This window comes from Dyadobacter endophyticus (assembly GCF_014641595.1).
GTDB classification, from domain to species: Bacteria; Bacteroidota; Bacteroidia; order Cytophagales; family Spirosomataceae; genus Dyadobacter; species Dyadobacter endophyticus.
The window spans coordinates 1,630,105-1,655,300 of the sequence record NZ_BMIA01000001.1 but is presented as its reverse complement, the minus strand read 5'-3'; the positions used below and the strand labels follow the sequence as shown (position 1 = coordinate 1,655,300).

Genomic DNA, 25,196 nt, shown 5'->3' with positions numbered 1-25,196 from the left:
CATTCGAATCGCCTTAAAGGGCATTACTGCACCGAATAGAGCGCTTCGATTTGCTGTGCAATTTTTTTATCCCACGCGGCCTGGACGCCCGCATTCAGGCCGTGGCCGGTTTCTCCGTCGTATTGTTCCTGATCGTGGTTCATTTCCCGAAAAGCTTCGAGAAACTGGTATTGAATCTCGCTGTCGTAGTCTTCAAAGGTTAATTCCGCTTTTCTGAGGCGTTCTTTAAACTTCTCTACTACCAACCTCGTAATGTCGAAATGGATCTGCTCATGACGCAATGTGCCCGCATCGCGCGACTCCGGCCGGCCCCACGACATGCTTTTGACCATGAAGGTCTTTAAACCAATTTCCACCACCAGATCATCGCCTTTTGGATAGGAGCGGCCTTCATACCCGAAACTGGTGAATACCGCAGCTGCATACCTGCTGCCCGGTTTCGCACTTCTTACCTTAAAATCATTCCAGATCAGCGGTCGTTTTGGAGAGTAAAAAACCGTGTCCTCGGAGGCCGTGTTGTTAATTTCTTTGAATGTAAGCACCAGATTGCGGGCCAGCGCCGACGTTTTGCCCCCATTGGATGTCATCCACTTTTGAAAATGGCTTAACGCTTGATCCACAAGCTGTTTGATTAACTTATCGTGGGTGAACGCAGTTTCCGGCCGCGTATAATTGGCTGCCGTTTGATATCCAGTAAGCTCCACGGGCTCCATATTACGGTACCATCGGAAGCGGACATTCAGCCGCACTTCGCCCGTAACCCTGTTTGGTCCAACGCGCTTTTCGCTGACAGACAGTTCCTTAATGGTAATGTAAAGCGGCAAATAGGATTGCTCTTTCTTCGGCGCGAGGTACGACCAGTACCCGAACAGCTCATTTTCGGCCTTTCCGGCCAATACTACCGGGATTTCCCTGCCCAGGGCGATAACTTTGCCCAGTGCGGCTCCCGGTTGAGGGCGCTGGTCTTCTACATTTTGAATAAAGAATTTATAGGATTTGAAAAGGCCTGCGGGGTCTTTGGTGAGGGTAACAACCGACTTCTCCTGCTGTGCGAAAAGCGGGTTAAGGAGGATGGTCAGGAAGAAAATAAGCAATATGCTTCTAGTCATACTTTTCAAACTGCGTTGAATCCAGCCGTCATTTCCCTAATTTTGTACCTTGAATTTTTCGATTGACCAGAGAATGACAATAGCTACAACGAATTTGCGGCCGGAATTTGATGACATTTATATGGACCTGGCAAAAAATCTTGCCAAACGTTCGCATTGTATAAAAGCACAGGTGGGTGCGGTGCTAACGAAGGACACGCGGATTATTTCAATTGGCTACAACGGGCCGCCGGCGGGCACGCACAACTGCGATGAAGAATTTCCGGGCGTAGGATGCCCGCGCGATGCAAAAGGGAGTTGCTCGCTGGCATTGCATGCTGAGCAGAACGCCATTCTGTTCGCCGTCAAAAACGGTTCAAATATCGAAGGATCAACACTTTTTGTCACACTCGCGCCGTGCATTGCCTGTGCAAGGGTGATTTACACGATGAAGATCAGGAAAGTGATTTTCCTGCACTCGTATGCGGCCTACAAGGGCATTGCGATCGAAGAGGGCGTGGAGTTTTTGCGAAGGTTTGGTGTGGAGGTGGAGCAGTATCAGCCAATGATTGAGTGAGTAAATGAGTGAATGAGTGAATGTTTTTGCGGTTATTCATTCATTCACTCATTCCGACATTCACTCATTAATGATGATGCACTCCCCCCGTACCGTGCACATGCCCATGATCGAGCTCTTCACGTGTTGCTGCACGCACGCTCAGCACCTTGCCCGAGAAATGCATTTCCTTGCCTGCCAGCGGGTGATTAAAGTTCATGATTACGACGTCATCCTGGATTTCGACGATCTGACCGTGTAGTCTTTCGCCTTCTTCGTTGGTCATTGGGATGATGTTGCCTACCTGCAACAGCTCGTTTTGATCCACTTCACTATTTTGGAAAACCGATTTCGGCAGGTCTACAACCGCTTCTTCATCATATTCTCCGTAACCTTCTTCGGGAGAGACGGTAAAATCAAAAGTATCGCCCGCAGAAAGGCCTTCGATCTGGCTTTCGAAACCCTCCGGCAGTCCGCTGATGCCGTGGATAAAATACATCGGGTCATTTTCAGACACTACTTCGACAACATCTGTTTCGCCTTCAGAGTCAGGAATGCTGAGGCTATATGTTAACGCTACGACGTTATTTTTTTCGATTTTCATTTGCTAGTTTGATTAAAATAATGGTTGTTGTAAAAGAATTGTTCCGTGAGAGAGTACTGGAACAAACGTACGGCAATTTTGTCAAAATGTCATTTGGATGAATTTTTTAGCACATATTTTGCTGTCTGGCGAGAATGAGGGGGTGATGATGGGCAATTATGTCGGTGACTTCATTAAAGGACGTCTGAGTGATGAAAAGACTGCCAACTGGAATCCCGACTATGTGCTGGGGCTGAAACTGCACCGCTTTATCGATTCATTTACGGATAAGCATCCCGAAGTACTCGAAGCCAAAGATGTGGCGGCGGTTACACAGGGAAAGCTGGCGGGAATCGTGATGGACATCTATTTCGATTATTTCCTCGCCAAAAATTTCGAGCATTACCATCATGAACCGCTTTTCGTATACGCGCACCGGATTTATTCGGTGATCGAGCGGAACGCCCACCTTATCCCGGAGACAATGGTGCCGATGGTGCGTTCGATGATCCGGCAGGACTGGCTCAACACTTATGAGACGTTCGACGGTATTGATACCACGTTTCACCGCCTTTCGCGCCGGGCGGAGTTTTTAGCGCCTATCTCCACGGCTGTCAGCGACTTGCAAGCCAATGAAGAGTTCTATTATACCAAATTCGTCTCCTTTTTTCCGGAATTGCGCCGGCAGGCAGGGCAATTTATCGTCGAAAACGCGGCATAAATCGTTGTGGAACGGTAAATTTGATGCCTGGACCGCATGCCGGTCTCAATTCCCAAACTCATGGCACAAACACCTGATATTATCCTTAAAGAGCTCAAAAGCAAGAAGTTTCGGCCGCTGTACTTCCTGCACGGCGACGAACCCTATTACATCGATTCTATTGCCGAAGAGCTTGAAAATAAAGTGGTTCCGGAATCGGAGCGGGGATTTAACCAGTTTGTGCTGTACGGAAAAGACACCGACGTGGCCGGCGTGCTGAGCTATGCGCGGCGGTTTCCTTTCATGGCCGAGCGTCAGCTGGTTTTGGTGAAAGAAGCACACCGCCTGAACGGCATTGAACAGAAGGAACAGCAGCAGCGATTAGAAGATTATGCCTTGAACCCCGTGCCAAGCACCGTGCTGGTGTTTTGCTATCACGCCAACGCAGACGAGCGAAAATCTTACCTTAAAGCCTGCAATGCAAATGGGGTGGTGGTGCAATCTAAAAAGATGTATGACAACAAGCTGCCCGACTGGGTAGGCTCATTTTGCCAGCACGAGGGCGTAAAAATCAGTCCGAAGGCCGTTCAAATGCTGGTGGATAACATTGGTAACGACCTGAAACGGCTTTCAAACGAGATTCGCAAGATCATGGTGAACCTGCGTGTAGACGAAGGTATTGATGCGACGGCGATTGAAAAGTTTGTAGGTATAAGCAAAGAATATAATGTTTTTGAATTTCAAAAGGCATTGATGCATCGCGATGTGCTGAAAGCGAACCAGATAGCCGCTTTTTTTGCTTCCAATTCCAAGGACAATCCGCTGGCGCCGGTGTTGATCATTTTGTTCGGATTTTTCTCGAAACTACTCCTTACCCATGCGGCGCGCGACAAATCGGAAAAGGGGCTGGCTGTGGAGCTGGGTGTTAACCCGTATTTCGTCAAGGATTATCTGCTGGCCGCGCGAAATTATCCAATGGGCAAGGTTGTTAATATTATCCATTACCTGCGCGAAAGCGACGGGCGTTTGAAAGGGCTTGACGGCACGAGTATTCCCGAGGGTGAGCTGCTGCGGGAACTGGTTTTCAAAATCGTGCATTGAGTGAATGAGTGAATTAACCCCAAGATGCATCAACAAACTATCCTTATCGCGGTCCCGCCGCTTTTCAATTTCCAGGAATGCCTCTGGTTTTTAAACCGCAATTACGACGATTGCCTGCATTTGGTAACTGAAACAGCAGTTTTCAAAGCAATTGCGACGCCTTATGGCGACGTGCTTTTCCAGGTAAGTGAGCAGGGTAATTTTTTAAAAATCGAGATTCTGGAAGGTGTTGCAAATCCGGAATGCCGCGATTTTCTCACAGCTTACGTCAGCGATTGGTTCGATCTGGATCGCGACCTTCTGCCGTTTTATATGCAGTTAAAGCGGGACAGCCGCCTGGCATATATGGCTGAAAATTTCTCCGGCTTGCGGCTGATGGGCATTTCCGATATGTTTGAAGCACTTTGCTGGTCCATTATCGGGCAGCAGATTAACCTCACATTTGCATATAAAATGAAACGGCGCATGGTAGAGCGCTATGGTCGGCATATTGAATGGGATAATCAGGTTTTTCATATTTTTCCTGAACCGGCAGTTTTGGCCAATGCGGAAATCGATGTGCTGCGGGGAATGCAGTTTTCACAAAAAAAGGCGGAATATGTGATTGGTGCGGCTCGCGCATTCGTGGAGGGCACGCTCAGCCGTTCGCTAATCGACGCTTTGCCGGATTTTGAGTCACGACAGAAGGCGTTGGTGGGGCACAAGGGAATTGGTATCTGGACGGCCAATTATGTGCTTATGAAGTCGTTCCGTGCGCCCGAGGGTATTCCCCATGGAGATGTGGGGCTGCTGAATGCGCTGACTGGTCATGGTATCATCGCAGAGCGTACTGAAAAGGACAAAATCGAAGCCTTTTTCCGTGATTATGCAGGCTGGGAAACCTATGTCACGTTCTATTTGTGGAGGAGCCTGGCTGTAAAGCCACTAACTTAATTTCCATTTCAAATATGCCTCGCGCATGCAATGCCCGCACGGGCGGTACCCATGCGTGAGCGCGTCACGCTCGTCGGAGAAGAATACCCTGGTGCTTCGTTTCATTCGTTTTCCCGAACCGCAGGATAATCGACCGTAAATTTTAAGGTTGCGGTTGCCGGCCATTGTGATGGCAAAGCTGGCAATCATTCGTTTCAGCTTCCGGCTCGTCGCGAAGTTTTCCGGGCCTAGTTCTTCGTGGCTGATCATGCGTGCTGTTTTAAATGCATTTGCCGGGAAATGCCCGGTTTTAGCTCAATGCATCATGAAAAATAATACCTAACGTGTACCGCTGGCCGCCATGCACTTCGCTCACGCCGTGCTTCATATTGACGCGGTAGTAGCCCTTGCTGCCTTTCACTGGTCTGAAATTCGTCGTAAAAAGCAACGCATCGCCTTTCCGGGGTTTTAAAACAATGGCCTTCGATTGCGCACGTGGTATTTGTTCGGTCATAACGAATTCGCCGCCGGTATAGTCCTCGTCCGGCTCGTTGAGGAACAGCACCATTTGAATCGGAAAGAACAGCTCGCCATAAAGGTCCTGATGCAACGTATTATGGCCGCCTTGGCCGTATTTCAGGATCAGTACCGTCGGTTTTGTTTGTCCCTCAGCCTTACACAGTTCCTGAAAATCTTCTAAATGAGCAGGGTAGGGATTTTCTTTGCTGAGCGCATTCATCCATTGATTAGCAATGGGCGCCAGTTTTGGGTAAATGCTTTCGCGCAGCCGTTGGATAATTGAGGGTAGTGGATAAGAAAAGTATTTATACTCACCCAGCCCAAAGCGATATCGCTCCATGACGATCGTCTTGCGGTAATGTGCCGGGTTGGCATATTCAGCAATCAGATTGTCGCATTCCTCTGGATTCAGAAGCTGATTAAGTTGCGCATAGCCGCGCTGGTGAAGGTTTTCGCGAATGGAAGCCCAGTCGAGGTTTTCAATGGTGGTCATTGGGTATTTTGATTGGTTGAACCAAAATTACCCGGCCCGGGCGTGCACTGAAACCCGATTCTTGCGTAGTTAAGCAAATGGCACGAAGGTCAGCCTTCGTGACTTGCTATTCGCAGGCCTCCGGCCGGAGGCCTGCGAATAGTGTGTGCAAATCAAGAGATTTGCACCATTAAGCCGACAGTACCGTTTCGTCTTTGCGTTCGCCGATTTGCTGGCGCCACATCGCGTAATAGAGGCCTTTTTCTTCAAGCAATGCATGATGACTGCCGGTTTCGACGATACGGCCTTTTTCAAGCACATAAATGCGGTCGGCGTACATGATGGTCGATAGCCGGTGTGCGATCATGACAGTAATGTGTTGGCGCTGGTCGGTAATGTCGCGAATGGTGTTCGATATTTCTTCTTCGGTCAGCGAATCGAGTGCTGATGTTGCTTCGTCGAAAATGATCAGGTGTGGGTTACGCAGGAGTGCGCGGGCGATCGAGAGGCGCTGGCGCTCGCCGCCTGATAATTTCAAACCGCCTTCGCCGATCATCGTGTCGATGCCATTTTCGGCTCTGGCCAACAGGTTATAGCAAGCGGCTTTCATGAGCACGTCGTTGATCATTTCGTCGGTTGCTTCCGGATTAACAAACAGCAGGTTTTCCTTAATGGTACCCGAAAAAAGCTGCGTATCCTGCGTCACAAAGCCGATTTTATGCCTGATTTCGTCAAAATCGATATCTTTTCCACTCACACCGTTATAGAAAACAGCGCCTTCGATAGGTTGGTACAGTCCAACGAGCAGCTTTACCAAGGTGGTCTTGCCGGAGCCCGATGGCCCCACGAATGCAATGGTTTCTCCACGTTTCACATTAAACGAAATCTCCTCGAGAGCAGGGCGTTTGGCCGTTTGATGTTGGAATTTCACATGGTCGAATTGCAACTCCTTAATGTCGGTAATGCTTTCAGGGTTAGCCGGTTTGTGTTCTACGGGTCGGGCCAGCAATGTTTGCAGGTTATTCAAAGACGCCTCAGCTTCACGGTAGGAGAGGATCACATTGCCCAATTCCTGCAATGGTCCGAATATGAAGAAGGAGTAGAATTGCATCATCATCATCTGCCCCACGGTAATTTTATCACGGAACACGAAAAACAGTAGTGCGAACATCACGCATTGTTGTAGAAAATTGACGAACGTTCCCTGGATGAAACTTACCGAACGGATGCTTTTTACCTTTTTCAGTTCGAGTTTCAAAATTTTATAAGTTGTGGTATTCAGTCGTCCGATTTCCTGCTGCGTCAATCCAAGGCTTTTTACGAGCTCGATATTGCGCAACGATTCGGTGGTAGAACCGGCCAATGCGGTCGTTTCCTTCACGATATTCTTCTGGATCGTTTTGATTTTCCTACTCAAAACACTAGTCAGAAACGCGAGAATGATCGAGCCGACGAGGTAGATCAGCGGTAACCACGGGCTGAGCCTGAATGCGACGATGACCACGAAAACAATACCTACCGATGTAAAGAACAGGACGTTAACGAAGTTGAGAATGAACTTTTCACAATCGGCACGGACCTTCAAAAGCACGGAAAGCGTTTCGCCCGAGCGCTGGTCTTCAAAATCCTGGAACGGGAGCCTTAATGCATGCCGCAGCCCGTCGGTATAAAGCGCTGCACCGAATTTCTGGATCACGACATTCACCAGGTAATCCTGAAATGCCTTGGCTATGCGCGATACCATCGCTACGCCGATGATCATCAGCAGGCCCATCAGTATCCCCTTAAAGAATGCATTGTCAAGTCCCTTCGTGCGGAACTCTACCGCTTTGTTGGCGTAGGGATCGATGAGGTAGTTACCGAGGATGTAAGGGTTGAGAAGGGAGAAGGTTTGATTGACGGCCGCCATTAGCAGGGCCAGGAAAATGAGTCCCTTGTACCTGCTCAGGTATTGGAATAATAATTTCATACAGTTCTGAGGTGATTCGGTGGTGTTACCAATTACTGTAAACCGAAATGCGCCGATTTTAATTCTCGAGAAGACACAAAATGGCGGAAAATAAAAAAGACATCCGGGAGGATGTCTTCAACAATGTAGCGGGGAGCAGGATCGAACTGCCGACCTTAGGGTTATGAATCCTACGCTCTAACCATCTGAGCTACCCCGCCGTCGTAATTGTGGTGCAAAAGTATGTTAAAGAATATTACGATGCAACCCGTTTACCCATTTTTAACGTAAATTCCGCATAATTTTGAAACAACAAATTTATATTTACACGCATTTATTGTCGATTTATATTATATTACAACTTTTAAATCAGCACATAAGGCAAGGCTAACGAGGCCGCACCTTTAATTTCAGCACATATGGAAAAATATAAATTTGTTACCGAATTTGAATTGCGTTCCTCCCCTAAAGTTCTCTTTCCATATATTTCCACACCCTCGGGACTGCAACAATGGTTTGCCGAGAAAGTGACTGTGCTGCCCGATCACCGTTTCGATTTTCAATGGGACGGCGACAGCCATATTGCCCGACAAACCGGTTTGCGGATCAACAAGGCGGTGCGTTTCGATTTTGAGGACACGAGTGACGACAATCTTGATAACAACCATTTGGAACTAAAATTAGAAGTTAGCGAGTTAACCCAGACAACCTTTTTACGCGTGATCGACTATTCGTCGAATCGAGACAAGGACGAGCTTCATTCATTGTGGGAGGGATTTATTGATAATTTAAGAGAAATAGTAGGTAGTTGATGAAAAAGCTGGATAAGCTTATTTTAACGTCCTTTTGGGGACCTTTTGTGATTACAATGTCGGTTGTGGTGTTCGTCTTCCTGATGCGGATCATGATCTTTTACATAGATGACTTCGTGTCGAAGGACCTGAACGTCATGGACTATGCACAACTATTCTTCTTTTTCAGCCTCATTACCGTGCCCACGGCATTACCGCTGGCAATGCTGCTGTCTTCCCTGATGGCTTTTGGCAACCTGGGCGAATTCTTTGAACTTACGGCCATCAAAAGCGCCGGTATTTCCGTAGTGCGCGCCATGTTGCCGATGTTTATCGTGGCTGTCGGAATCAGCATCTTCTCCTTTTATTTTAACGACCGCGTTTCGCCCTGGGCTAACCTGAAAGGATATAGTCTGCTGTATGACATCAAAACCACGAAAGCTACGTTAAAAATTAAAGAAGGAATTTTTTACAATGATTTGCCCGGGTATAGCATCAAGGTCGACGAAAAGCTGGACAATGGCAAGATGATCGGCATGGTGATCTATATACACAACAGCCGGTCGTACGAATTGGGGAATACAGAGATTATCCTGGCAGATTCGGGCAGAATGTTCTCCATCAATGAGAACCGTTATCTGGTGATCGAGCTTTACAACGGTACCCGCTACACGGACGAGCAAGCTTCGGGAAGCTCGCGACCCGTTTATATTGCATCGCCCGCCGGTTCCCAGACTCCCTATTCCAATTTTAACCGCCAGTCGTTCAGGCATTACCGCCTTACGGAAAGTCTTGCGTCGTTTGGAATGAAGCGGACGGACGAAGGGCAGTTCAAATACCACGAATTTATGAAGAACATTAGCGATCTGACGGCAACAGCGGATTCGTTACGTACTTCCTACCAGGAAACAAAGAAAAACCTTGTTTCAGGCAGTCAGCAATATTATTCCTACAACTACCGCGAAGGCACCGATAAAACGCTCAAAAGCGGTAAATGGATCGACTCGCTGCTCGCGAAGCCTGTTTCGGACAGTTTGAAAAAGGATATCCTGATGAATACCAAGGCGGCATCAAACAGTATGTTGAGCTATATTAAGTCGCAGCAAGACTATTTGCAGACGAAATTGAAGGACGCGAGTAAGTACGAACTGGAAAGGCACCACAAATTCACCCAGGCGCTTTCCTGCCTGATCATGTTCCTGATCGGCGCGCCATTGGGAGCTATTATCAAGAAAGGCGGGTTCGGCGTACCCGTGCTGGTTTCGATCCTGTTCTTTATTCTGTTGTATGTACTGACAAATCAGGGCGATAAATGGGTGAAGGAAGGACTGGTGGCAGTTCCGATCGGTGCGTGGATGGCCAACACGCTCCTGTTTGCGACGGGTATTTACTTTATTGAGCGCGCACGGAGCGACTCACGGTTGTTCGAGAAGGATGTTTACCAGATGTTCTTCAAAAGAATTAAGTCCAAATGGGCAAGTAGATTCGGGAAAACGGAGCTTATCACTCATAATTAATTTAAATTATTTTAAAAACCGGTTTTAAAAGCCTACTTTTGCAACTTTATTTGCGGCAAGGTGCCGTGATTACTACATATCACTTTAATCTGTTGTTACAATCATGTATTTAACCGCGGAAAAGAAGAGCGAGATCTTCGAATCGAAAGGTTTTAAAAAGGAGAGCGGTGACACCGGCTCTGCTGAATCACAAATTGCTTTATTTACGTACCGTATCAATTATCTGAACGAGCACCTTAAAACGCACAAGAAAGATAATGATACACGTCTGGGCCTCCTCAAAATGGTAGGAAAGCGCAGAAGATTGTTGGATTATCTTTACAAAAAAGACATCAATCGCTACCGTGCGATCATCGCCGAATTGAACATACGTAAGTAATTTGAAATCAGGGAACTTTACATATGTGAAAGTTCCCTGATTTTTTGCGGAAAAAACAAGAACTTACCGGGGCGTCAGGACGGCGTCTCACAGCTACAAAAAACAATATTCTATGCTCTTTAATATAGTTACCAAGACTATAACCTTACCGGACGGCAGGGAAATCACAATCGAAACAGGAAAATTAGCCAAGCAAGCCGACGGATCGGTGGTAGTCAGAATGGGTAACACCATGTTGTTGGCTACGGTTGTTGCTAACAAGGATATTAAGGAAGGCCTCGACTTTCTGCCATTGTCAGTCGACTATCAGGAGAAATTCGCATCAGCGGGACGTATCCCGGGAAGCTTTCAGCGCCGCGAGGGCAAGCTGTCTGACCACGAAGTGTTGACAAGCCGTTTGGTGGACCGTGTATTGCGTCCGCTTTTCCCTGAGGATTACCACGCAGAAGTACAGGTAAACATTCTTTTGATCTCTGCTGACGCAGAAGCCTTGCCGGATGCATTGGCTGCATTGGCGGCATCGGCTGCATTGGCGGCATCGGATATCCCTTTCGGCGGGCCGGTTTCGGAAGTTCGCGTTGCTAAAATCGATGGCGAATATGTGATCAACCCGGGAACGACTGCGCTGGCAAATGCAACGCTCGACCTGATGGTAGGCGCGACGTATAACGATATCGCGATGGTGGAAGGTGAAATGAGCGAAGTATCGGAAGAGGAAGTGATCGAGGCGCTGAAAATAGCACACGCAGTTATCAAAGACCAATGCGCTGCGTTGAAGGAATTCGAAGCGGCTGTTGGCAAAACTGAAAAAAGAGAATATGTAGGCGACCCTGCCGACGAAGCGCTTGAAGCACGTCTGCGCGAGTTTGCTTATGGCAAAATATATGCGGTAACGCAGTTGGGTTCTACTAACAAAACAGTTAGAAAAGACGGTTTCAAAGCTGTTTGGGAAGAATTCAAAACAACTATTACAGAAGAAGAGAAACCGGAATTCAACGAAAGTCTGGCGAAACGCTATTTCAACGACCTGGTTTGGGAAGCATCCCGCCGCCTGGTTCTTGACGAGCGCACGCGCCTTGACGGCCGTCGCCTGGACGAAGTAAGACAGATCGCCTCGGAAGTTGATTTCCTTCCTAATGCACACGGTTCTGCGCTCTTCACGCGCGGGGAAACACAATCGCTGACCACCGTAACGCTTGGTACCAAGCAGGACGAACAGATCATCGATACCCCATTGAAATACGGTTACAGCAAATTCCTTTTGCACTACAACTTCCCAGGTTTCTCAACCGGCGAAGTGAAGCCAAACCGCGGTCCTGGCCGTCGTGAGGTAGGGCACGGTAACCTCGCATTGCGTGCACTCAAAAAAGTGTTGCCGCCAGTGGAGGATAACCCGTACACCATCCGTATCGTATCCGACATTCTTGAATCGAATGGTTCGTCGTCTATGGCGACCGTTTGTGCAGGATCTCTGGCATTGATGGACTCAGGTCTGAAAATCAAAGCACCGGTATCCGGTATCGCAATGGGTCTTATCTCGGATGAAGCAACCGGCAAGTATGCGGTTCTTTCCGATATCCTTGGTGACGAAGACCACCTGGGCGATATGGACTTCAAAGTAACCGGAACAGAGCAGGGTATCACTGCCTGCCAGATGGATATGAAGGTGAACGGCCTTTCATTTGAAGTATTGACAGAGGCATTGATGCAAGCCAAAGCGGGTCGTCTGCACATTCTTGGTGAGATGAACAAAACCATCACCGAAAGCCGTGCTGACCTGAAACCTCATACACCACGTGCTATCGTGATCAAAATCGATCGCGAGATGATCGGTGCTGTGATCGGGCCAGGCGGAAAAGTGGTTCAGGATATTCAGAAAGAGTCCGGCGCAACGATCTCCATCGAAGAGAAAGACGGCGCAGGGTTCGTAAGTATATTCTCTGCTGATAAGACTTCCATGGATAAGGCGGTTGCACGGGTTAAAGGCATCATTCTGGTACCTGAGATCGGTGAAATCTATTCCGGCAAAGTGAAGTCGATCATGCCATTCGGAGCCTTTGTAGAATTCCTTCCAGGTAAAGATGGCTTATTGCACATTTCCGAGATCAAGTGGGAGCGCCTCGAAAAAATGGACGGCGTTCTGGAAGTAGGAGAAGAGGTGCAGGTCAAGCTGGTCGAAATCGATAAGAAAACTGGAAAATACCGCCTTTCACGCAAAGTATTGTTACCAAAGCCTGAGAACAAAAAAGATTAATTCAGTGTTCTTCTAGGCAGGAACGGTAAAAACGTCGTTATATAACATACTTAATAAAGACATAGATGAGACAGCTAAAGATCAGTAAGCAAATTACCAACCGTGAAAGTCAGTCATTAGATAAATATTTGCAGGAGATCGGTAAGGTGGATTTGCTAACGCCGGATGAGGAGGTGACGTTAGCTCAGAAAATCAGGGATGGAGACCAGTTGGCTTTGGAACGTTTGACCAAAGCGAACCTGCGCTTCGTGGTGTCAGTTGCAAAGCAATATCAAAATCAAGGCTTATCGTTGGGTGACCTGATCAACGAGGGGAACCTCGGTCTGATCAAAGCAGCACAGCGTTTCGACGAAACAAGAGGTTTTAAATTCATTTCATACGCAGTTTGGTGGATCCGTCAATCGATCCTGCAAGCATTGGCAGAGCAGTCGCGTATCGTACGTTTACCCCTCAACCGTGTAGGTTCTTTGAACAAAATTTCAAAGACTTTCTCGGAACTGGAACAACGTTTCGAACGTGAACCGTCACCGGAAGAATTGGCGGAAGTACTGGAAATTTCTTCATCGGAGGTAGTTGATACCATGAAGATTTCCGGTCGCCACGTATCCATGGACGCTCCATTCGTACAAGGCGAAGAAAACAGCCTTTTGGACGTGCTTGAAAACGACCTGGAAGACAAACCGGATTCGGGACTGGTGAACGAATCGCTTCGGAAAGAGGTGCAGCGCGCATTGTGCACGCTTACGCAACGCGAAGCAGACGTAATTGCCTTGTATTTCGGGCTGAATGGCGAGCATGCGATGACTTTGGAGGAGATCGGGGAGAAGTTCAACCTCACACGTGAACGCGTACGCCAGATCAAAGAAAAAGCGATCCGCAGATTGCGTCACGTTTCCAGAAGCAAAGCTTTGAAAACCTATTTGGGTTAATGCATCTCGAAATGCAAACCTTCTAATTACTTTAATAGCCTCTTTCGGGAGGCTATTTTCATTTTCAGACAAGGAAGTTTTCCATGGCTATTTTACAACCTTTGATCGACATGGCCGAAATCTGCTTCCAGCAGGGGATTCGCCACGTCGTAATTTCTCCTGGCTCCCGCAGCGCAGCATTGACGCTCGCATTTGCGCGTCACGGCGGCTTTCAGCCTCATGTCTGCATCGACGAACGTTCGGCGGGCTTTATTGCCCTCGGGATAGCCCAGCAAATCGATTCTCCCGTGGTTTTGATATGCACCTCGGGTAGTGCGGCCTACAACTTCGCTCCGGCCGTTTCTGAGGCATTTTTCCAGCAGATTCCGCTGCTGGTTCTCACGGCCGACAGGCCTAAGGAGTGGCAGCACCAATATGATGGCCAAACGATCTATCAAACAGGCATTTTCGGTCAGCATGTAAAGCGCTCCTTTGAGATTTCGCCCGATTATCAGCACCCGGACGTGCAATGGGCGATTAACCGGGTCACCAATGAGGCGGTTAATCTGGCTTCGATTGCTCCAAATGGCCCGGTGCACATCAATGTGCCGATCCGTGAGCCGTTTTACCCGTCTTCCGGCGAGGATTTCAGGCCTTCGGATCAGGTTAGGGTTATTAAAAGGCAGGAAAACGAGGCAGTATGGCCGCAAACGGTCTGGGAAGAATTGCTTGATGAATGGGAGAACGCATCCAATATCCTCATTGCAGGCGGACAGGGCAAGCCCGACAGCGCATTGAATACCGTATTGACCCGCATTAACGAAGAGTGGCAGATTCCCGTCTTGGGCGACTGCATTGCCAACTTGTCGGGCAGGGAATTCATACGTCATCATGACTTGTTTTTAGGAACAAAAGGCGTTGAGAATCTCCGGCCAGATCTGCTGATTACATTCGGAATGTCGTTCCTTTCGAAGGAATTCAAGCTATTCATTCGTAAAAATCCCCCTAAATACCATTGGCACCTGGGCGAAGACGCGTTTCTAGCCGACCCGTTCCAGTCGGTAACCAGGGATATTCCGGGAAAAGCGGCATCATTTTTCGAAAAGCTATTCGAAAAACTTGATTACCAGTCCTTTGTCGAGAATTCAGACTTGGGGCACGACACCGCATTTCATACGTTATGGCTGCAAAACGAGCGAAATGCGCGGCAGAAGAAGCATGAAATCGCGAAAAACCTAACAATGTTCAGTGATCTATCTCTGTTAGATATAATATTTAAATATATTAAAAACCAGTATCAGTTACATATAGCCAACAGTATGTCTGTGCGCTATGCTAATTTGCTTGCCACTGAAAACGAATGGTCGGGGGTATTCGCGAATAGGGGAACGAGCGGGATCGATGGCTGTGTAAGCACGGCGATAGGCGCGGCACGCGTGACCGGTAGGCCGACACTGCTGATCGTAGGCGACGTAGCTTTCCTTTACGACCGGAACGGCTTGCTGATCGACGATCTGCCCCGGAACCTGAAAATCGTTGTGCTGAACAATTCGGGTGGGAACATATTCCGGATGATCGACGGCCCGGGAAGCTTACCGGAGCTGGAAACATTTTTTGAGACCAGGCATTCATTCTCCGCGCAGCGTACGTGCGAGGATTCTGGAATTGCATATTTCGGAGTTTCCGGCAAGGAAGGAATTGATATCGTTATTCAGAATTTTCTGGATTTCGACGGGATCGCCCTACTCGAAGGTTTTACCGATCCCGTCGAAAATACAAGGGCTTGGCGGGAGCTCAAACGCGCCCTGCATTAGCGATCCTACCGGCAGTATTTGGCCGCTTCGGCCGTTGCCAGGGAGTCTTTCAGCACGACTCCCTGCTTCCAAATTTTACACGCTTCTGCAAGGTTTTTTTCCGCCATATAAGCCTGCCCGGTCAATCCATAGAGCGATTCCACAGGCTGGGCAATTTCGATGGCCCTGCTGAATGCTTTCAGCGCTTCTGCGGTATTCCCTTTCTGCTGATAATAGATGCCCAGGTTGCGCAGCGCGTAGCCGTTTTTCGGCAATTTGTCCAGTGATCTTTCGATGAGCCCGCGGGCTTCGTCCGCTTTTCCGGTTTGAAGCAATGCATACGCCTTGTTGTTGAGCGAATAGGGTTCGGCAGGGTCACGGCTCAGCACCTGGTCGAAGTATGTGATGGCTTGTGGCCATTGCCTGTTTTTTGAAGCGATGAGTCCCAGGTTATTCAGCGCCTGCGGTTGTGCGGGATCGAGGGTTATTGCGCTCTCAAAATCTAACCTGGCTTCCGAATAGGATCCCATCCGGTAATACACGGCGCCGCGGTTTACGTACGCCTCCACGTTTGTTTTGTTCAACCGGAGCGCGGCATCATATTCCGGAATGGCAAGGGAGGGGTTCCCTTCTGCGTCGTGGAGGTTCCCTTTCGCAAGATGGAAACGAGTGGAGTCCTGATATTGCTTTTCAATTTGCGCCAAATCTTCCCGAGCCTCTCTCAACCTGCCCAAATCCAGTGCTGCTTCCGACCGCACGAGATTTGCTTGTGTCAAAGTAGGGTCAATGCGGATCGCTTCTGTCAAAATCTCGTAGGCATCTTCACCGCGCCCCAATTTCAACAAAGTTATCCCCTTGTTGAGATAGGCGTCCGAAAAATCTGCATTTTTGGCAATCGCTTCGTCATATAGCCTTATTGCCTCGGCATAGTTCTTTTGACTAAGAGCCTGGTTGCCTTTCAGAAAAAAATCGGCAGCATCCTTTTTACTCTGACTTGTGCAGTTGAATAGGATTAGTACTAAAAAAAATAGCCGGATTAACGTATTGAATTTGAATAACATATGATTAGTAATAGTAAGAACACCAGTTATGCGCTACATTAAAGACATCCCTAACCCTCGCTTCAAAATCGGTCTTTATCAATGGAACAGTAAGTACATCATCAGAATAGAGTCGGGTATGTATGAGCAAACTTACAAAATCGATGATTACGAAGTTGCTTCCACGGACGAGCTCGAAGTTTGCATGGACGAAGACTTCACCAATGCGGTAGCATCGCGGTTCGATGCGATGCACGGGGATTTTAACGGCTCGCTGATACGCCATAATGTGCTTTTTTAGCCCATTACGCCTATTTCTGATTAGCGGACGTATACGGTTTTAGTACGCTTTTCGTTAGATAGCAAACAATTTTAAGCGGTAAGTGAGGACCAAAATATTCTTTTGTCAGGATATGGCACACCACAACAACTTAATTCAAAACTCCACCAACTCAGTATCTATGGTTTTTAAACGTAGCGCCTCCACCATCGGCATGTTTGTATGTGTAGGCGCGTCTTCCGTAGTAGCCCAGAATACGCTTAGTATTACGGAGCCGGAAGCACACTTTCGCAACGGCCTCGAATATTACGCAAAGTCCAACTACGTGGCTGCAAGGCAGGAATTCGGCGAGTTCCTGAATTCGCAGGATAAGTTGCTCAGCACGAGCGACTATAATAAGGTTACAGCCGAGTATTATGTGGCTGTGACGGGGCTATACCTCAATTACCCAGAGGCCGAGGTGCAAGTCGACAGGTTTGTTAAGAACCACGCGGAACACCCCAAAGCGCAGCTTATTTACAGCGATTTGGGTAAATACTATTATGAAAGCGGTAACTACGAAAAGGCCATTACATATCTGGAAAAGGCGGTAGATCTGCCGGGGGCAGGAGCGGGGAGGCTGGAAAGCACCTACCGGCTTGCGATGGCATATTATAATACGAAGCAGCCGGATCTTGCACTCCCGTTGTTCAATCAGGTGAAAAGTGAAGCGGGATTCGAGAATGCGGGCGACGCCTCTTTTTATGCTGGTGTGATCAACTATCAGAAAAATAACTTCGAGGAAGCTTACCAGGATTTCAAGCGGATCGAGGAGCATCCTTATTATAAGAATGAGGCACCAAACTGGATCATTTCTTCGCTCTACCAACTCAAAAAATTTGACGAGCTCCTGGCATATGGCGAACGCATCTTAGGCGCACAGCGCGGTAATACGAAGCTGGATGATGTGGCCTTGTACGTCGCGGAGGTGTATTATGAGAAAGGAGACTATGCTAATGCAGTGAAGTCATACGAGCGCTACAAGCGTATGAAGCCCGGCGCGATGCCTCCATCGGTTGCTTTACACTACGGGCATGCGCAGTTCCGCAACAATAATTTTGAAGGGGCAATTGCCTCATTAAAGCCAATTGGAAACGGCAAAGATTCTGTTTCGCAGTATGCTTCATATATACTGGGAATCAGCAACTTAAAGACGACTAATTTAAGTAATGCTTTAACGTCATTCGGTAATGCGGCGTCATTGGACTTCAACCAGGTGGTGAAGGAAGAAGCTACTTACAACCATGCGAAAGTGCAGCTGGAAATGGGCAATAACGCCGATGCGGTGAAAGAGCTCAGTAATTACATGACGAAGTACCCTGAGAGCAAGCATACGGAAGAAGCCACCGAGTTAGTGGCCGAAGGATATGCCAGCGCTAGCAACAGTTCGCAAGCCATAAAGTACATTGAGGGGCTGAAAACGCGCAATGCTAAATTAAATAGTACGTATCAGCGGCTGACATACAACCAGGGCGTGACGGATTTTAATGCGGGCCGCTTCGAGCAGGCCATTGAAATGTTCGAGAAGTCACTGAAATACCCGATCGATGTAGAGCTTTTCAATTCGGCATCATTCTATAAAGCGGAATCGGTTTACGGTTTGAAGCGTGTGGACGAAGCCGCTGCGTTATACAACCAGATTGCCAAGAATCCCAAAGCAGGTATTTATGCCAGAAAGAGCCTGTATGCTTTGGGATACATTTATTATAACCAAAAGAAATACAGCCAGGCGCTGCCGTACTTCCGAGATTTCACCAACAATATCGAAGGAATGGAGGCTGACATGATCGAAGACGCGCACGCGAGGCTGGCCGACTGTTACCTGGCTGCCAAGAATTACAACGAGGCGATCCGCACTTATGAGCAAGTTGCTGCGAAAGGCAAAGTCGATAAAGATTACGCGCTCTTCCAAAAGGCTCGCGCGTACGTATACATGAACCGCGAGGCCGAAGCTAAGCGGCAATTCGAGTTACTGATCAGCCAGTACCCGCAATCCAAGCATCTGGACAATGCATATTTCCAGCTCGCGGACATCGATTTCCAAAATCAGAGCTATTCGGCCGCTGTGAAGGGTTTTACCCGGCTGGTCAACGAAAAGCCGAAGAGCACGCTGATCCCGGCCGCTTTGCTTCGTCGGGCGCAGTCGTACTACAACTTGCAGGTGTATGAGCAGGCGATCGTCGATTTTCGCAAGATCCTGACGGAATACGCCGATTCTCCATCGGCAGAAAGTGCTTTGGAAGGTATCCAGGAGAGTTATTCTGCGGTAGGACGTCCGGAAGAGTTTAACCAGGTGCTGGGTGTTGTCCGTAAAAACAATCCGGGCAACGATAAACTGGAAGGCGTTGAATTTGATAACGTGCGGAACTTGTATTATGCGGAGAAGTACGAGAATGCGATTACTGCATTGCAGGCGTTTCTGCAAAGCTATCCGGCCAGCAAACATCAGTATGACGCGACCTACTTCATTGCATCGTCCTATGATAAGACAAACCGGGTGAATGAAGCGCTTCAATATTACAGTAAAGTGGTTCAACAAAACCGTTCGCAGTTTGTAGGTGCAGCAGCGCAACGTTCGGCGGAATTGGAAATCGGTCGCGGCAACTTTAATAACGCGGTAACGAGTTTCCGGGTGCTTTCCCGCAATGCGGAAAACAAGAAGGATCAGGCTACTGCGTGGACAGGCCTGATGGATACCTACTTCACATTGAAGAGCTACGACTCGACGCTGTATTATGCGAAGGAGATCATCAGCATGGGCAATATCGTTCCGGCGAGCCTGGGCAAGGCGCAGCTCTACCTCGGAAAAGTACCCTACGAGAAGGGCGATTTGAAAAAGGCCGGCGAGGAATTCAGGAAAGTATCGACTTCTTCCAAAGATGAATATGGTGCGGAAGCGGCATATTGGTCGGCGATGGTCCTTTACAAAGAGAAGAAATACAAGGAAGCGGAAACTGCCATTATTGATATGGGGAAAAATTTCGAAGGGTACGACTTCTGGCGTGCGCGCTCGTTCATTCTGCTTGCGGATGTGTACCTGGGCATGAACGAGAAGGTTCAGGCGAAAGCCACGCTTAACTCCATTATCGAGAATTCCGATGACAAGGAAGCGGTTGAACTGGCGAAGGAGAAGTTGAACAAAATTGAAAAATAACCCGTGAATTACGGTTTCATTAAACAGAAAAACTCGTTATCCATGACGCATTCCAAGATATTACGTTCCTCATTGTTTTTGCTGGCGCTGGGCTTCTCGTCCCAGTTCGCGATCGCACAGCGGGGAGAGATTGAAAGCCAGACTTACGAAATCTTAAAGGACAAAAGCATTGAATTTGCCCCGGCCGACCGGGTTTTCGACAAAGTGCAGCCTGTGAAAGGCGAAACGGGTAAGAAGAAAGTTTCGTACCAGATCGTCGACCCGGAAATCAATATTGCCTCCCCGAAACTAACCCCGGCCGTGCCGGCCTCCTCTGACGAGCAAAGCCGCAAGGACGAGCCCGATGTGCTGAACAATTATGTAAAAGCAGGTGGCGGTAATTACGGGCGGTTTTTGGGCGAGATATTTGTTGGAGGAAGGCCGAAGGAAGACCTTGCATTTACAACGCAGCTGAAACACCTCTCGGCGGCCAACGGCCCGGTGGATGGTAAAAATTCAGCCAATGCAGCCACGAGTTTCAAAATCGGCGGGAAATATATCCGCTCGAAGTATAAAGTCGATGCAGGCTTTAATTTTGATCGTAAAAACTATTATTTCTACGGCTACAAGCCCCAGCCCGAAGGCGTTGTTGTGAACCGCGATACGATCCGGCAAACGATCAACCAATTTGGGTTTAACCTCGGATTCGAGAACACTGATGCTTCTGTATTAGTGGATTACTCGGTGAAAACTGGATTGAACACTTTGAAAGACCGCTACAATGCGTCTGAAATCGACTGGGGAACGAACCTGACCGCCTCGGTACCCATTTCTGAGACGTTCTTTGCCTTGCTCGAAGCAGATGCCTACGTATCGCAGCGCGTCGATTACTTTACTTATAACCGTAACCTTTTCCGTGTTAAACCTACTTTCAAGTATGTGAACGAGATGTTCTCGGTTTCGGCGGGTATTAATGCGGTGAATGAGACAGATAGCCAGCTAGATATCAACCGGACGAAAGCATTTCCGGCGGTTAACCTGGATGTGACACCGTTTTCAGGCGTCCACATTTTTGCTGGCTGGAATGGCGATATTGTCCGGAACACATTGAGAAGTATGCTGAGTGAAAACCAGTGGCTGGGGCCGAACGTGCTAGTCATGAATACCGAAAAAACGTCGGATATTAGCGCAGGTGTTAAAGGAGAGACGGGTACAGGCATTAATTACGAAGGTAAAGTGGCCTATACCTCTTACAAGAATTTTTATTCCTATAACAACTCGCTCTCGGATACGTCCCGTTTCTCGGCCATTTTCGACCCGGGCAAAACAAAGGTGCTGACGATTTCTGCTCAGGCGGGATACAATTTCAACGAGTTGTTCAAGACCTCGCTCAAAGCCAATTTCTTTGATTACGCCGTAGATAAAGTAGAAGAGCCCTGGCACCGTCCCGATCTTACTTTGAACTGGTTCAATGCCCTTACCATCAGTAAAAAGCTCTTTGTTACTGCTGATTTTTATATGCTGAGGGGCCTGAAAGCGAAAAATTTTCAGACTGGCGAGGTTACCAAATTGCCGGTGATCGCCGATCTGAATCTTAAAATCGACTACCTGTTAACCAGGAACTTCTCTGCATTTGTGAACCTGAACAATGTGTTAGGCAAAAACTACCAGCGATATCAATACTACCCGCAGCAGGGGCTGAACTTTATTGCGGGATTGTCATTTTCTTTTTAACTTCGCTGAGTTAACACCAAACTTTGCTTCATGATAGCAGTCGAAACAGTCATTCGGAAACTCATTGGAGAATACGAATTCGTGATCATTCCCGGCTTCGGTGCCTTGCTTTCGCATCAGGTACCGGCGGTTTATGACGGTAATTCGGGCATTTTCGCACCGCCTGTCAAGAGGCTGGCATTTAATGAGTACCTGAAACTGGACGACGGGCTGCTGGCAAACTACATTTCGCGCCATGAGAAAGTGACCCACGCGGATGCGGTGGATTACATCAAAGGCTATACGGATCGTCTGAGATCGGGCCTGGACGTAAACGGAGAGGCGAGCATTACCGGCATTGGCGAATTCAAGCAAAACGTAGAAGGAAAGCTGGTATTTGAACCTAATACTGGTAAGTACTTTAAAGACGAATGGTACGGCTTCGAGAAGGTGAAAGCTGCTGAGGTACAGGCGCGCCCGGTAGCCGTATTGAATTCGGCACAATACATCAGCGACGACGTCGAATTGGTTGAACTGGAAGCAGAAGCAAGGCCGCGTCGCTGGACGGGCTGGGCTGCCGCGGCAGTAATAGCCGGTCTGCTTTGTGGATTGAGCTTTTTCCTGGTAAATACCGAGAACGAATATATCAAAAGCACATTAAACCCGTTTGCGGAGATGTTCAGCCGGAAAGAGGCTGCCGGAACAACGGTGGTAGCCAGCGAGCAGGTTGAAACACCTAAGCCGGCACCGGTTGCCGAAGTGGTTGTTGCAAAAGTAGATTCGATGCCGGCGGATTCAGCAGTTTCAAATACCCCTGAAACGGTGGTGACTACCCCCGCACCGACTCCCGCGGTCGCAGAGGCAAAACCTGCGAATGTGGCTTCCGCGAAGTTTTACGTAATAGCCGGTGCATTCAAGGGAACGAAACAGGCAAATGTTTTGCTTGCTGAACTGACGAAAAAAGGATTTACAAAAGCATTGATTATCCCGAGCGACGAGCGCAGCAAGAAAGTGAAGGTAGCCGTGGATGGATTTGACAATGAAACCGATGCATACCGCGCATCCGCACAACTCAAAGCGGTTATCGGGGAACCGGGCTGGGTTTATAAGAAAAAATGAGGTTTTAAACCTGAAAATAGAGAAAGGAGGTCTTTGGCCTCCTTTTTTGTTGCATACGTTTTTTACTACTTTTACGTTTTCCGAAAGAAAAACCCATTTTGATAAAATGATCACATTACAGGCAGAAGACCGGCAGCGAATCGCAATATCATGGGCATGGTCCTTTGGGATCACTGCTGCTATGCTGGTCCTATTCTTCTTCATCCGGCTCAGCTCCTCCATTCCAAAAGTGGAACCTATGGAATTGTTCGTGGAAGTGAACTACGGGACCAGCAAAGTGGGAAAAGGGGATGTTCAGACCTATAACAAGCCGAACGACAGCAAGGTCGCGGAAAACATGAAAGCGGATGCTGACGAGGTGAAGAAAGTGAAATCGGTAGCGACACCGAAACCGACGCCTCCCACACCGCCTAAAATAGAGTCGCCAAAGCCCACAAAAACCGTCGCTGAGAAGCCTGCCATCACTTCTAAGGTAGAGAGCCCGGTGGAGGCGCCTGAGAAGACTGACGTTAAAAAATCGACAGGAAGCGAAAATGCTTCGGCACCGGTGGTGAAGCCAGCGCCTGAAAAGGCGGTTAATAAGGACGCATTGTTCAGCAAATCATCCGGTAGCAAATCGGGGAGCAACGGTACAAACGGTACCAAAACAGGCATTGGCGGTAACAATAACGGCGACGATGCGGAAGGAGTAGGCGACAAAGGATCTAAAACCGGCAGCCTTTTTGCCAAAACCTACAAAGGGGAAGGCGGCGGCGGAGGAACCAATGTGGGGCTTAACCTGTCGGGATGGAGCTGGTCGAGAAGGCCTGTTGTAGATGATAATTCAGACGCGACGGGCGATATTACATTCAAAATTACTGTCGACAGAAACGGCCGCGTGAAAAGTGTGATCACCCAGGCAACGACTGTTACCGACTATGCCGTAGTCAACAAATACAAAAGTGCCGTCAGAGACCTCACTTTCGTGCCCAAGTCGGCCAATGTACCGGACGAGTCGATCGGTACCATCACTTTTAAAATACGTTCACGTTAATATTTAAATGACATATCAGGAAACGATCGGGTATCTCTACGAAAGATTACCGGTTTTTCAGAATATCGGGGCCCGTGCTTTCAAGCCGGGCCTTCATACTACCCGGGAATTATGTAAATCTCTGGGCGATCCCCAGGACAAATATCCCACCATCCACATTGCGGGTACCAACGGAAAGGGAAGTACCTCGCACATGCTGGCAGCGGTACTGCAAGAGTCGGGATACCGGGTTGGACTATATACTTCGCCTCATTTGAAGGATTTTCGTGAGCGCATTCGTGTAAATGGAGCTTGTGTACCCGAAGAATTCATTATTCAGTTTGTCGATGATCAAAAATCTAACATCGATAGATTGTCGCCATCGTTCTTCGAAGTCACCGTAGCGATGGCATTTTCCTACTTTGAGAAGGCTAACGTGGATGTAGCGGTGATCGAGGTGGGCATGGGCGGCAGGCTGGATTCGACTAACATCATTACGCCGGAGCTGTCGGTCATTACCAACATCAGTTTTGATCATATGCAGTTTTTGGGCGACACGCTCGGCAAAATCGCGGGTGAAAAGGCCGGGATTATCAAAAGTGGTATTCCGGTAGTCGTAAGTGAGTATCAGAATGACGAGATCTCCAATGTGATTAATGCCGCCGCCGCGGCTGCCGATGCCCCTCTGATTTTTGCCTCTGAGGTGATCGAAGTAGACTTTGTGGCATTGCTAGACGGTCAAATGCTCGTCGATGTGAGGGACAAGGCTTCGGGAGCGATCGTTTCAGGAAGGCTGGCGGCCGATCTCACAGGAGCTTACCAGTTAAAAAACATAGCCGGCGTTTGGGCGGCCTGCGATGTACTTGCATTAAAAGGCTGGAAAATAACCGATGATTCGATAAGAAGTGCGTTAAAGTCGGTAAGCGCGATCACAGGGCTGAAAGGACGATGGCAGCAGTTACGCCAAAATCCCGACGTGTATTGTGATACGGCCCATAACACGGCTGGTCTCACGATAACCCTGGCACAGTTCGAGACGGTTTGCAGAGGAAGGAAGCGGTTTGTCGTCGGTTTTGTCGGTGATAAGGATATTTCAACGATGCTGTCGTTGTTTCCGCAAGATGCGCAGTATTACTTTTGCCAACCATCCAATATGAGGGCGTTAAAAGCCCAAGAATTGCAATCTAGGGCGCTTGAACACGGTTTGGTAGGCAAAACCTTCGGAAACGTAAACGAAGCGCTGGCAGCGGCCATTAAGGATTCTGGTCCTGAGGACGCAATTTACGTTGGCGGTAGTACCTTTGTAGTCGCAGATATTGAAAGTTTATAGCGTATTAAA

At 48.3% G+C, this 25,196-nt stretch carries 22 protein-coding genes and 1 tRNA gene; 16 read left to right on the top strand and 7 right to left on the bottom strand.

Annotated elements, in window-relative coordinates; all coding sequences use genetic code 11:
* Positions 1-23: 23 nt before the first annotated feature.
* The gene (locus IEY24_RS06775; RefSeq protein ID WP_188929903.1) at positions 24-1,109 is read right to left on the bottom strand and encodes a DUF922 domain-containing protein; all 1,086 of its coding nucleotides are present in this window, start codon (positions 1,107-1,109) and stop codon (positions 24-26) included.
* Between the two features lie 73 nt (positions 1,110-1,182).
* Between IEY24_RS06775 and IEY24_RS06770 the strand changes: the two genes are divergently transcribed.
* Entirely contained in the window at positions 1,183-1,665 is a 483-nt protein-coding gene (locus IEY24_RS06770; protein WP_188929901.1) for a deoxycytidylate deaminase, read from the top strand.
* A gap of 67 nt (positions 1,666-1,732) precedes the next feature.
* On the opposite strand, the gene IEY24_RS06765 is transcribed toward IEY24_RS06770, so the two are convergent.
* The gene (locus IEY24_RS06765; protein WP_188929899.1) at positions 1,733-2,248 is read right to left on the bottom strand and encodes an FKBP-type peptidyl-prolyl cis-trans isomerase; all 516 of its coding nucleotides are present in this window, start codon (positions 2,246-2,248) and stop codon (positions 1,733-1,735) included.
* Between the two features lie 97 nt (positions 2,249-2,345).
* Between IEY24_RS06765 and IEY24_RS06760 the strand changes: the two genes are divergently transcribed.
* From IEY24_RS06760 to IEY24_RS06750, 3 genes are read left to right on the top strand one after another with little or no spacing between them, the layout of a single operon-like run.
* Positions 2,346-2,948: an acyl carrier protein phosphodiesterase gene (locus tag IEY24_RS06760; protein WP_188929897.1), complete on the top strand. Its 603-nt coding sequence runs from the start codon at positions 2,346-2,348 to the stop codon at positions 2,946-2,948.
* A gap of 60 nt (positions 2,949-3,008) precedes the next feature.
* Positions 3,009-4,028, top strand: coding sequence for a DNA polymerase III subunit delta (gene holA / locus IEY24_RS06755; protein WP_188929895.1), 1,020 nt, complete (start codon positions 3,009-3,011; stop codon positions 4,026-4,028).
* A 24-nt stretch (positions 4,029-4,052) separates the two neighbouring features.
* The gene (locus tag IEY24_RS06750; RefSeq protein ID WP_188929894.1) at positions 4,053-4,961 is read left to right on the top strand and encodes a DNA-3-methyladenine glycosylase family protein; all 909 of its coding nucleotides are present in this window, start codon (positions 4,053-4,055) and stop codon (positions 4,959-4,961) included.
* On the opposite strand, the gene IEY24_RS06745 is transcribed toward IEY24_RS06750, so the two are convergent.
* From IEY24_RS06745 to IEY24_RS06730, 4 genes are all read right to left on the bottom strand, one after another.
* Positions 4,953-5,210 carry an Ada metal-binding domain-containing protein gene (locus IEY24_RS06745; protein WP_188929892.1) on the bottom strand — a complete coding sequence of 86 codons (258 nt, stop codon included), beginning with the start codon at positions 5,208-5,210 and terminating at the stop codon, positions 4,953-4,955. The genes IEY24_RS06750 and IEY24_RS06745 overlap by 9 nt on opposite strands.
* Before the next feature lie 40 nt (positions 5,211-5,250).
* Positions 5,251-5,952, bottom strand: a complete 702-nt coding sequence (locus IEY24_RS06740; RefSeq protein ID WP_188929890.1) for a 2OG-Fe(II) oxygenase — start codon at positions 5,950-5,952, stop codon at positions 5,251-5,253.
* A gap of 169 nt (positions 5,953-6,121) precedes the next feature.
* Positions 6,122-7,900 (bottom strand): ABC transporter ATP-binding protein, encoded by a 1,779-nt coding sequence (locus tag IEY24_RS06735; RefSeq protein WP_188929888.1) that lies wholly within the window; start codon positions 7,898-7,900, stop codon positions 6,122-6,124.
* A 126-nt stretch (positions 7,901-8,026) separates the two neighbouring features.
* Positions 8,027-8,100, bottom strand: a tRNA-Met gene (locus IEY24_RS06730).
* Positions 8,101-8,298: 198 nt separating this feature from the next.
* Between IEY24_RS06730 and IEY24_RS06725 the strand changes: the two genes are divergently transcribed.
* The 6 genes from IEY24_RS06725 to menD all read left to right on the top strand — a co-directional run bounded on the left by IEY24_RS06725 (position 8,299) and on the right by menD (position 15,542).
* Positions 8,299-8,691 carry an START-like domain-containing protein gene (locus tag IEY24_RS06725; RefSeq protein WP_188929886.1) on the top strand — a complete coding sequence of 131 codons (393 nt, stop codon included), beginning with the start codon at positions 8,299-8,301 and terminating at the stop codon, positions 8,689-8,691.
* Positions 8,691-10,187: an LptF/LptG family permease gene (locus IEY24_RS06720; protein WP_188929884.1), complete on the top strand. Its 1,497-nt coding sequence runs from the start codon at positions 8,691-8,693 to the stop codon at positions 10,185-10,187. The genes IEY24_RS06725 and IEY24_RS06720 overlap by 1 nt, the downstream gene beginning before the upstream one ends.
* Positions 10,188-10,290: 103 nt before the next feature.
* Positions 10,291-10,566, top strand: coding sequence for a 30S ribosomal protein S15 (rpsO, locus tag IEY24_RS06715; protein WP_031527901.1), 276 nt, complete (start codon positions 10,291-10,293; stop codon positions 10,564-10,566).
* A gap of 112 nt (positions 10,567-10,678) precedes the next feature.
* Positions 10,679-12,820, top strand: coding sequence for a polyribonucleotide nucleotidyltransferase (gene pnp, locus IEY24_RS06710; RefSeq protein ID WP_188929882.1), 2,142 nt, complete (start codon positions 10,679-10,681; stop codon positions 12,818-12,820).
* 65 nt (positions 12,821-12,885) lie between these two features.
* A complete protein-coding gene (locus IEY24_RS06705; protein ID WP_015810559.1) occupies positions 12,886-13,749 on the top strand; it encodes a sigma-70 family RNA polymerase sigma factor in 864 nt (287 codons plus the stop codon).
* An 83-nt stretch (positions 13,750-13,832) separates the two neighbouring features.
* On the top strand, positions 13,833-15,542 hold the full coding sequence (gene menD, locus IEY24_RS06700; RefSeq protein ID WP_188929880.1) for a 2-succinyl-5-enolpyruvyl-6-hydroxy-3-cyclohexene-1-carboxylic-acid synthase: 1,710 nt from the start codon (positions 13,833-13,835) through the stop codon (positions 15,540-15,542).
* 5 nt (positions 15,543-15,547) lie between these two features.
* Here menD and IEY24_RS06695 read toward each other — a convergent pair whose 3' ends face one another.
* Positions 15,548-16,582 carry a tetratricopeptide repeat protein gene (locus tag IEY24_RS06695; RefSeq protein WP_188929878.1) on the bottom strand — a complete coding sequence of 345 codons (1,035 nt, stop codon included), beginning with the start codon at positions 16,580-16,582 and terminating at the stop codon, positions 15,548-15,550.
* Between the two features lie 28 nt (positions 16,583-16,610).
* On the opposite strand from IEY24_RS06695, the gene IEY24_RS06690 reads away from it, so the two are divergent.
* The 6 genes from IEY24_RS06690 (at position 16,611) to IEY24_RS06665 (ending at position 25,187) form a co-directional block, all read left to right on the top strand.
* Positions 16,611-16,862, top strand: a complete 252-nt coding sequence (locus IEY24_RS06690) for a hypothetical protein (RefSeq protein WP_188929876.1) — start codon at positions 16,611-16,613, stop codon at positions 16,860-16,862.
* Between the two features lie 160 nt (positions 16,863-17,022).
* Positions 17,023-20,034, top strand: a complete 3,012-nt coding sequence (locus tag IEY24_RS06685) for a tetratricopeptide repeat protein (RefSeq protein WP_229221532.1) — start codon at positions 17,023-17,025, stop codon at positions 20,032-20,034.
* Between the two features lie 42 nt (positions 20,035-20,076).
* The gene (locus IEY24_RS06680) at positions 20,077-21,747 is read left to right on the top strand and encodes a TonB-dependent receptor (protein ID WP_188929872.1); all 1,671 of its coding nucleotides are present in this window, start codon (positions 20,077-20,079) and stop codon (positions 21,745-21,747) included.
* A gap of 30 nt (positions 21,748-21,777) precedes the next feature.
* Positions 21,778-22,845, top strand: coding sequence for an HU domain-containing protein (locus IEY24_RS06675; protein ID WP_188929870.1), 1,068 nt, complete (start codon positions 21,778-21,780; stop codon positions 22,843-22,845).
* A gap of 106 nt (positions 22,846-22,951) precedes the next feature.
* The gene (locus IEY24_RS06670; protein WP_188929868.1) at positions 22,952-23,878 is read left to right on the top strand and encodes a hypothetical protein; all 927 of its coding nucleotides are present in this window, start codon (positions 22,952-22,954) and stop codon (positions 23,876-23,878) included.
* A 7-nt stretch (positions 23,879-23,885) separates the two neighbouring features.
* A complete protein-coding gene (locus IEY24_RS06665; protein ID WP_188929866.1) occupies positions 23,886-25,187 on the top strand; it encodes a bifunctional folylpolyglutamate synthase/dihydrofolate synthase in 1,302 nt (433 codons plus the stop codon).
* The last annotated feature ends 9 nt before the right edge of the window (positions 25,188-25,196 follow it).

What these genes read in the sequence shown, in the direction of transcription:
- IEY24_RS06735 (WP_188929888.1), bottom strand. Translation starts at nt 7,900, where the DNA reads ATGAAATTATTATTCCAATACCTGAGCAGGTACAAGGGACTCATTTTC.
- IEY24_RS06685 (WP_229221532.1), top strand. Translation starts at nt 17,023, where the DNA reads ATGGTTTTTAAACGTAGCGCCTCCACCATCGGCATGTTTGTATGTGTA.
- IEY24_RS06665 (WP_188929866.1), top strand. Translation starts at nt 23,886, where the DNA reads ATGACATATCAGGAAACGATCGGGTATCTCTACGAAAGATTACCGGTT.
- IEY24_RS06670 (WP_188929868.1), top strand. Translation starts at nt 22,952, where the DNA reads ATGATCACATTACAGGCAGAAGACCGGCAGCGAATCGCAATATCATGG.
- menD (WP_188929880.1), top strand. Translation starts at nt 13,833, where the DNA reads ATGGCTATTTTACAACCTTTGATCGACATGGCCGAAATCTGCTTCCAG.
- IEY24_RS06775 (WP_188929903.1), bottom strand. Translation starts at nt 1,109, where the DNA reads ATGACTAGAAGCATATTGCTTATTTTCTTCCTGACCATCCTCCTTAAC.
- IEY24_RS06740 (WP_188929890.1), bottom strand. Translation starts at nt 5,952, where the DNA reads ATGACCACCATTGAAAACCTCGACTGGGCTTCCATTCGCGAAAACCTT.
- IEY24_RS06680 (WP_188929872.1), top strand. Translation starts at nt 20,077, where the DNA reads ATGACGCATTCCAAGATATTACGTTCCTCATTGTTTTTGCTGGCGCTG.
- IEY24_RS06765 (WP_188929899.1), bottom strand. Translation starts at nt 2,248, where the DNA reads ATGAAAATCGAAAAAAATAACGTCGTAGCGTTAACATATAGCCTCAGC.
- rpsO (WP_031527901.1), top strand. Translation starts at nt 10,291, where the DNA reads ATGTATTTAACCGCGGAAAAGAAGAGCGAGATCTTCGAATCGAAAGGT.
- IEY24_RS06695 (WP_188929878.1), bottom strand. Translation starts at nt 16,582, where the DNA reads ATGTTATTCAAATTCAATACGTTAATCCGGCTATTTTTTTTAGTACTA.
- IEY24_RS06705 (WP_015810559.1), top strand. Translation starts at nt 12,886, where the DNA reads ATGAGACAGCTAAAGATCAGTAAGCAAATTACCAACCGTGAAAGTCAG.
- IEY24_RS06745 (WP_188929892.1), bottom strand. Translation starts at nt 5,210, where the DNA reads ATGATCAGCCACGAAGAACTAGGCCCGGAAAACTTCGCGACGAGCCGG.
- IEY24_RS06675 (WP_188929870.1), top strand. Translation starts at nt 21,778, where the DNA reads ATGATAGCAGTCGAAACAGTCATTCGGAAACTCATTGGAGAATACGAA.
- IEY24_RS06720 (WP_188929884.1), top strand. Translation starts at nt 8,691, where the DNA reads ATGAAAAAGCTGGATAAGCTTATTTTAACGTCCTTTTGGGGACCTTTT.
- IEY24_RS06770 (WP_188929901.1), top strand. Translation starts at nt 1,183, where the DNA reads ATGACAATAGCTACAACGAATTTGCGGCCGGAATTTGATGACATTTAT.
- holA (WP_188929895.1), top strand. Translation starts at nt 3,009, where the DNA reads ATGGCACAAACACCTGATATTATCCTTAAAGAGCTCAAAAGCAAGAAG.
- IEY24_RS06750 (WP_188929894.1), top strand. Translation starts at nt 4,053, where the DNA reads ATGCATCAACAAACTATCCTTATCGCGGTCCCGCCGCTTTTCAATTTC.
- IEY24_RS06690 (WP_188929876.1), top strand. Translation starts at nt 16,611, where the DNA reads ATGCGCTACATTAAAGACATCCCTAACCCTCGCTTCAAAATCGGTCTT.
- IEY24_RS06760 (WP_188929897.1), top strand. Translation starts at nt 2,346, where the DNA reads ATGAATTTTTTAGCACATATTTTGCTGTCTGGCGAGAATGAGGGGGTG.
- pnp (WP_188929882.1), top strand. Translation starts at nt 10,679, where the DNA reads ATGCTCTTTAATATAGTTACCAAGACTATAACCTTACCGGACGGCAGG.
- IEY24_RS06725 (WP_188929886.1), top strand. Translation starts at nt 8,299, where the DNA reads ATGGAAAAATATAAATTTGTTACCGAATTTGAATTGCGTTCCTCCCCT.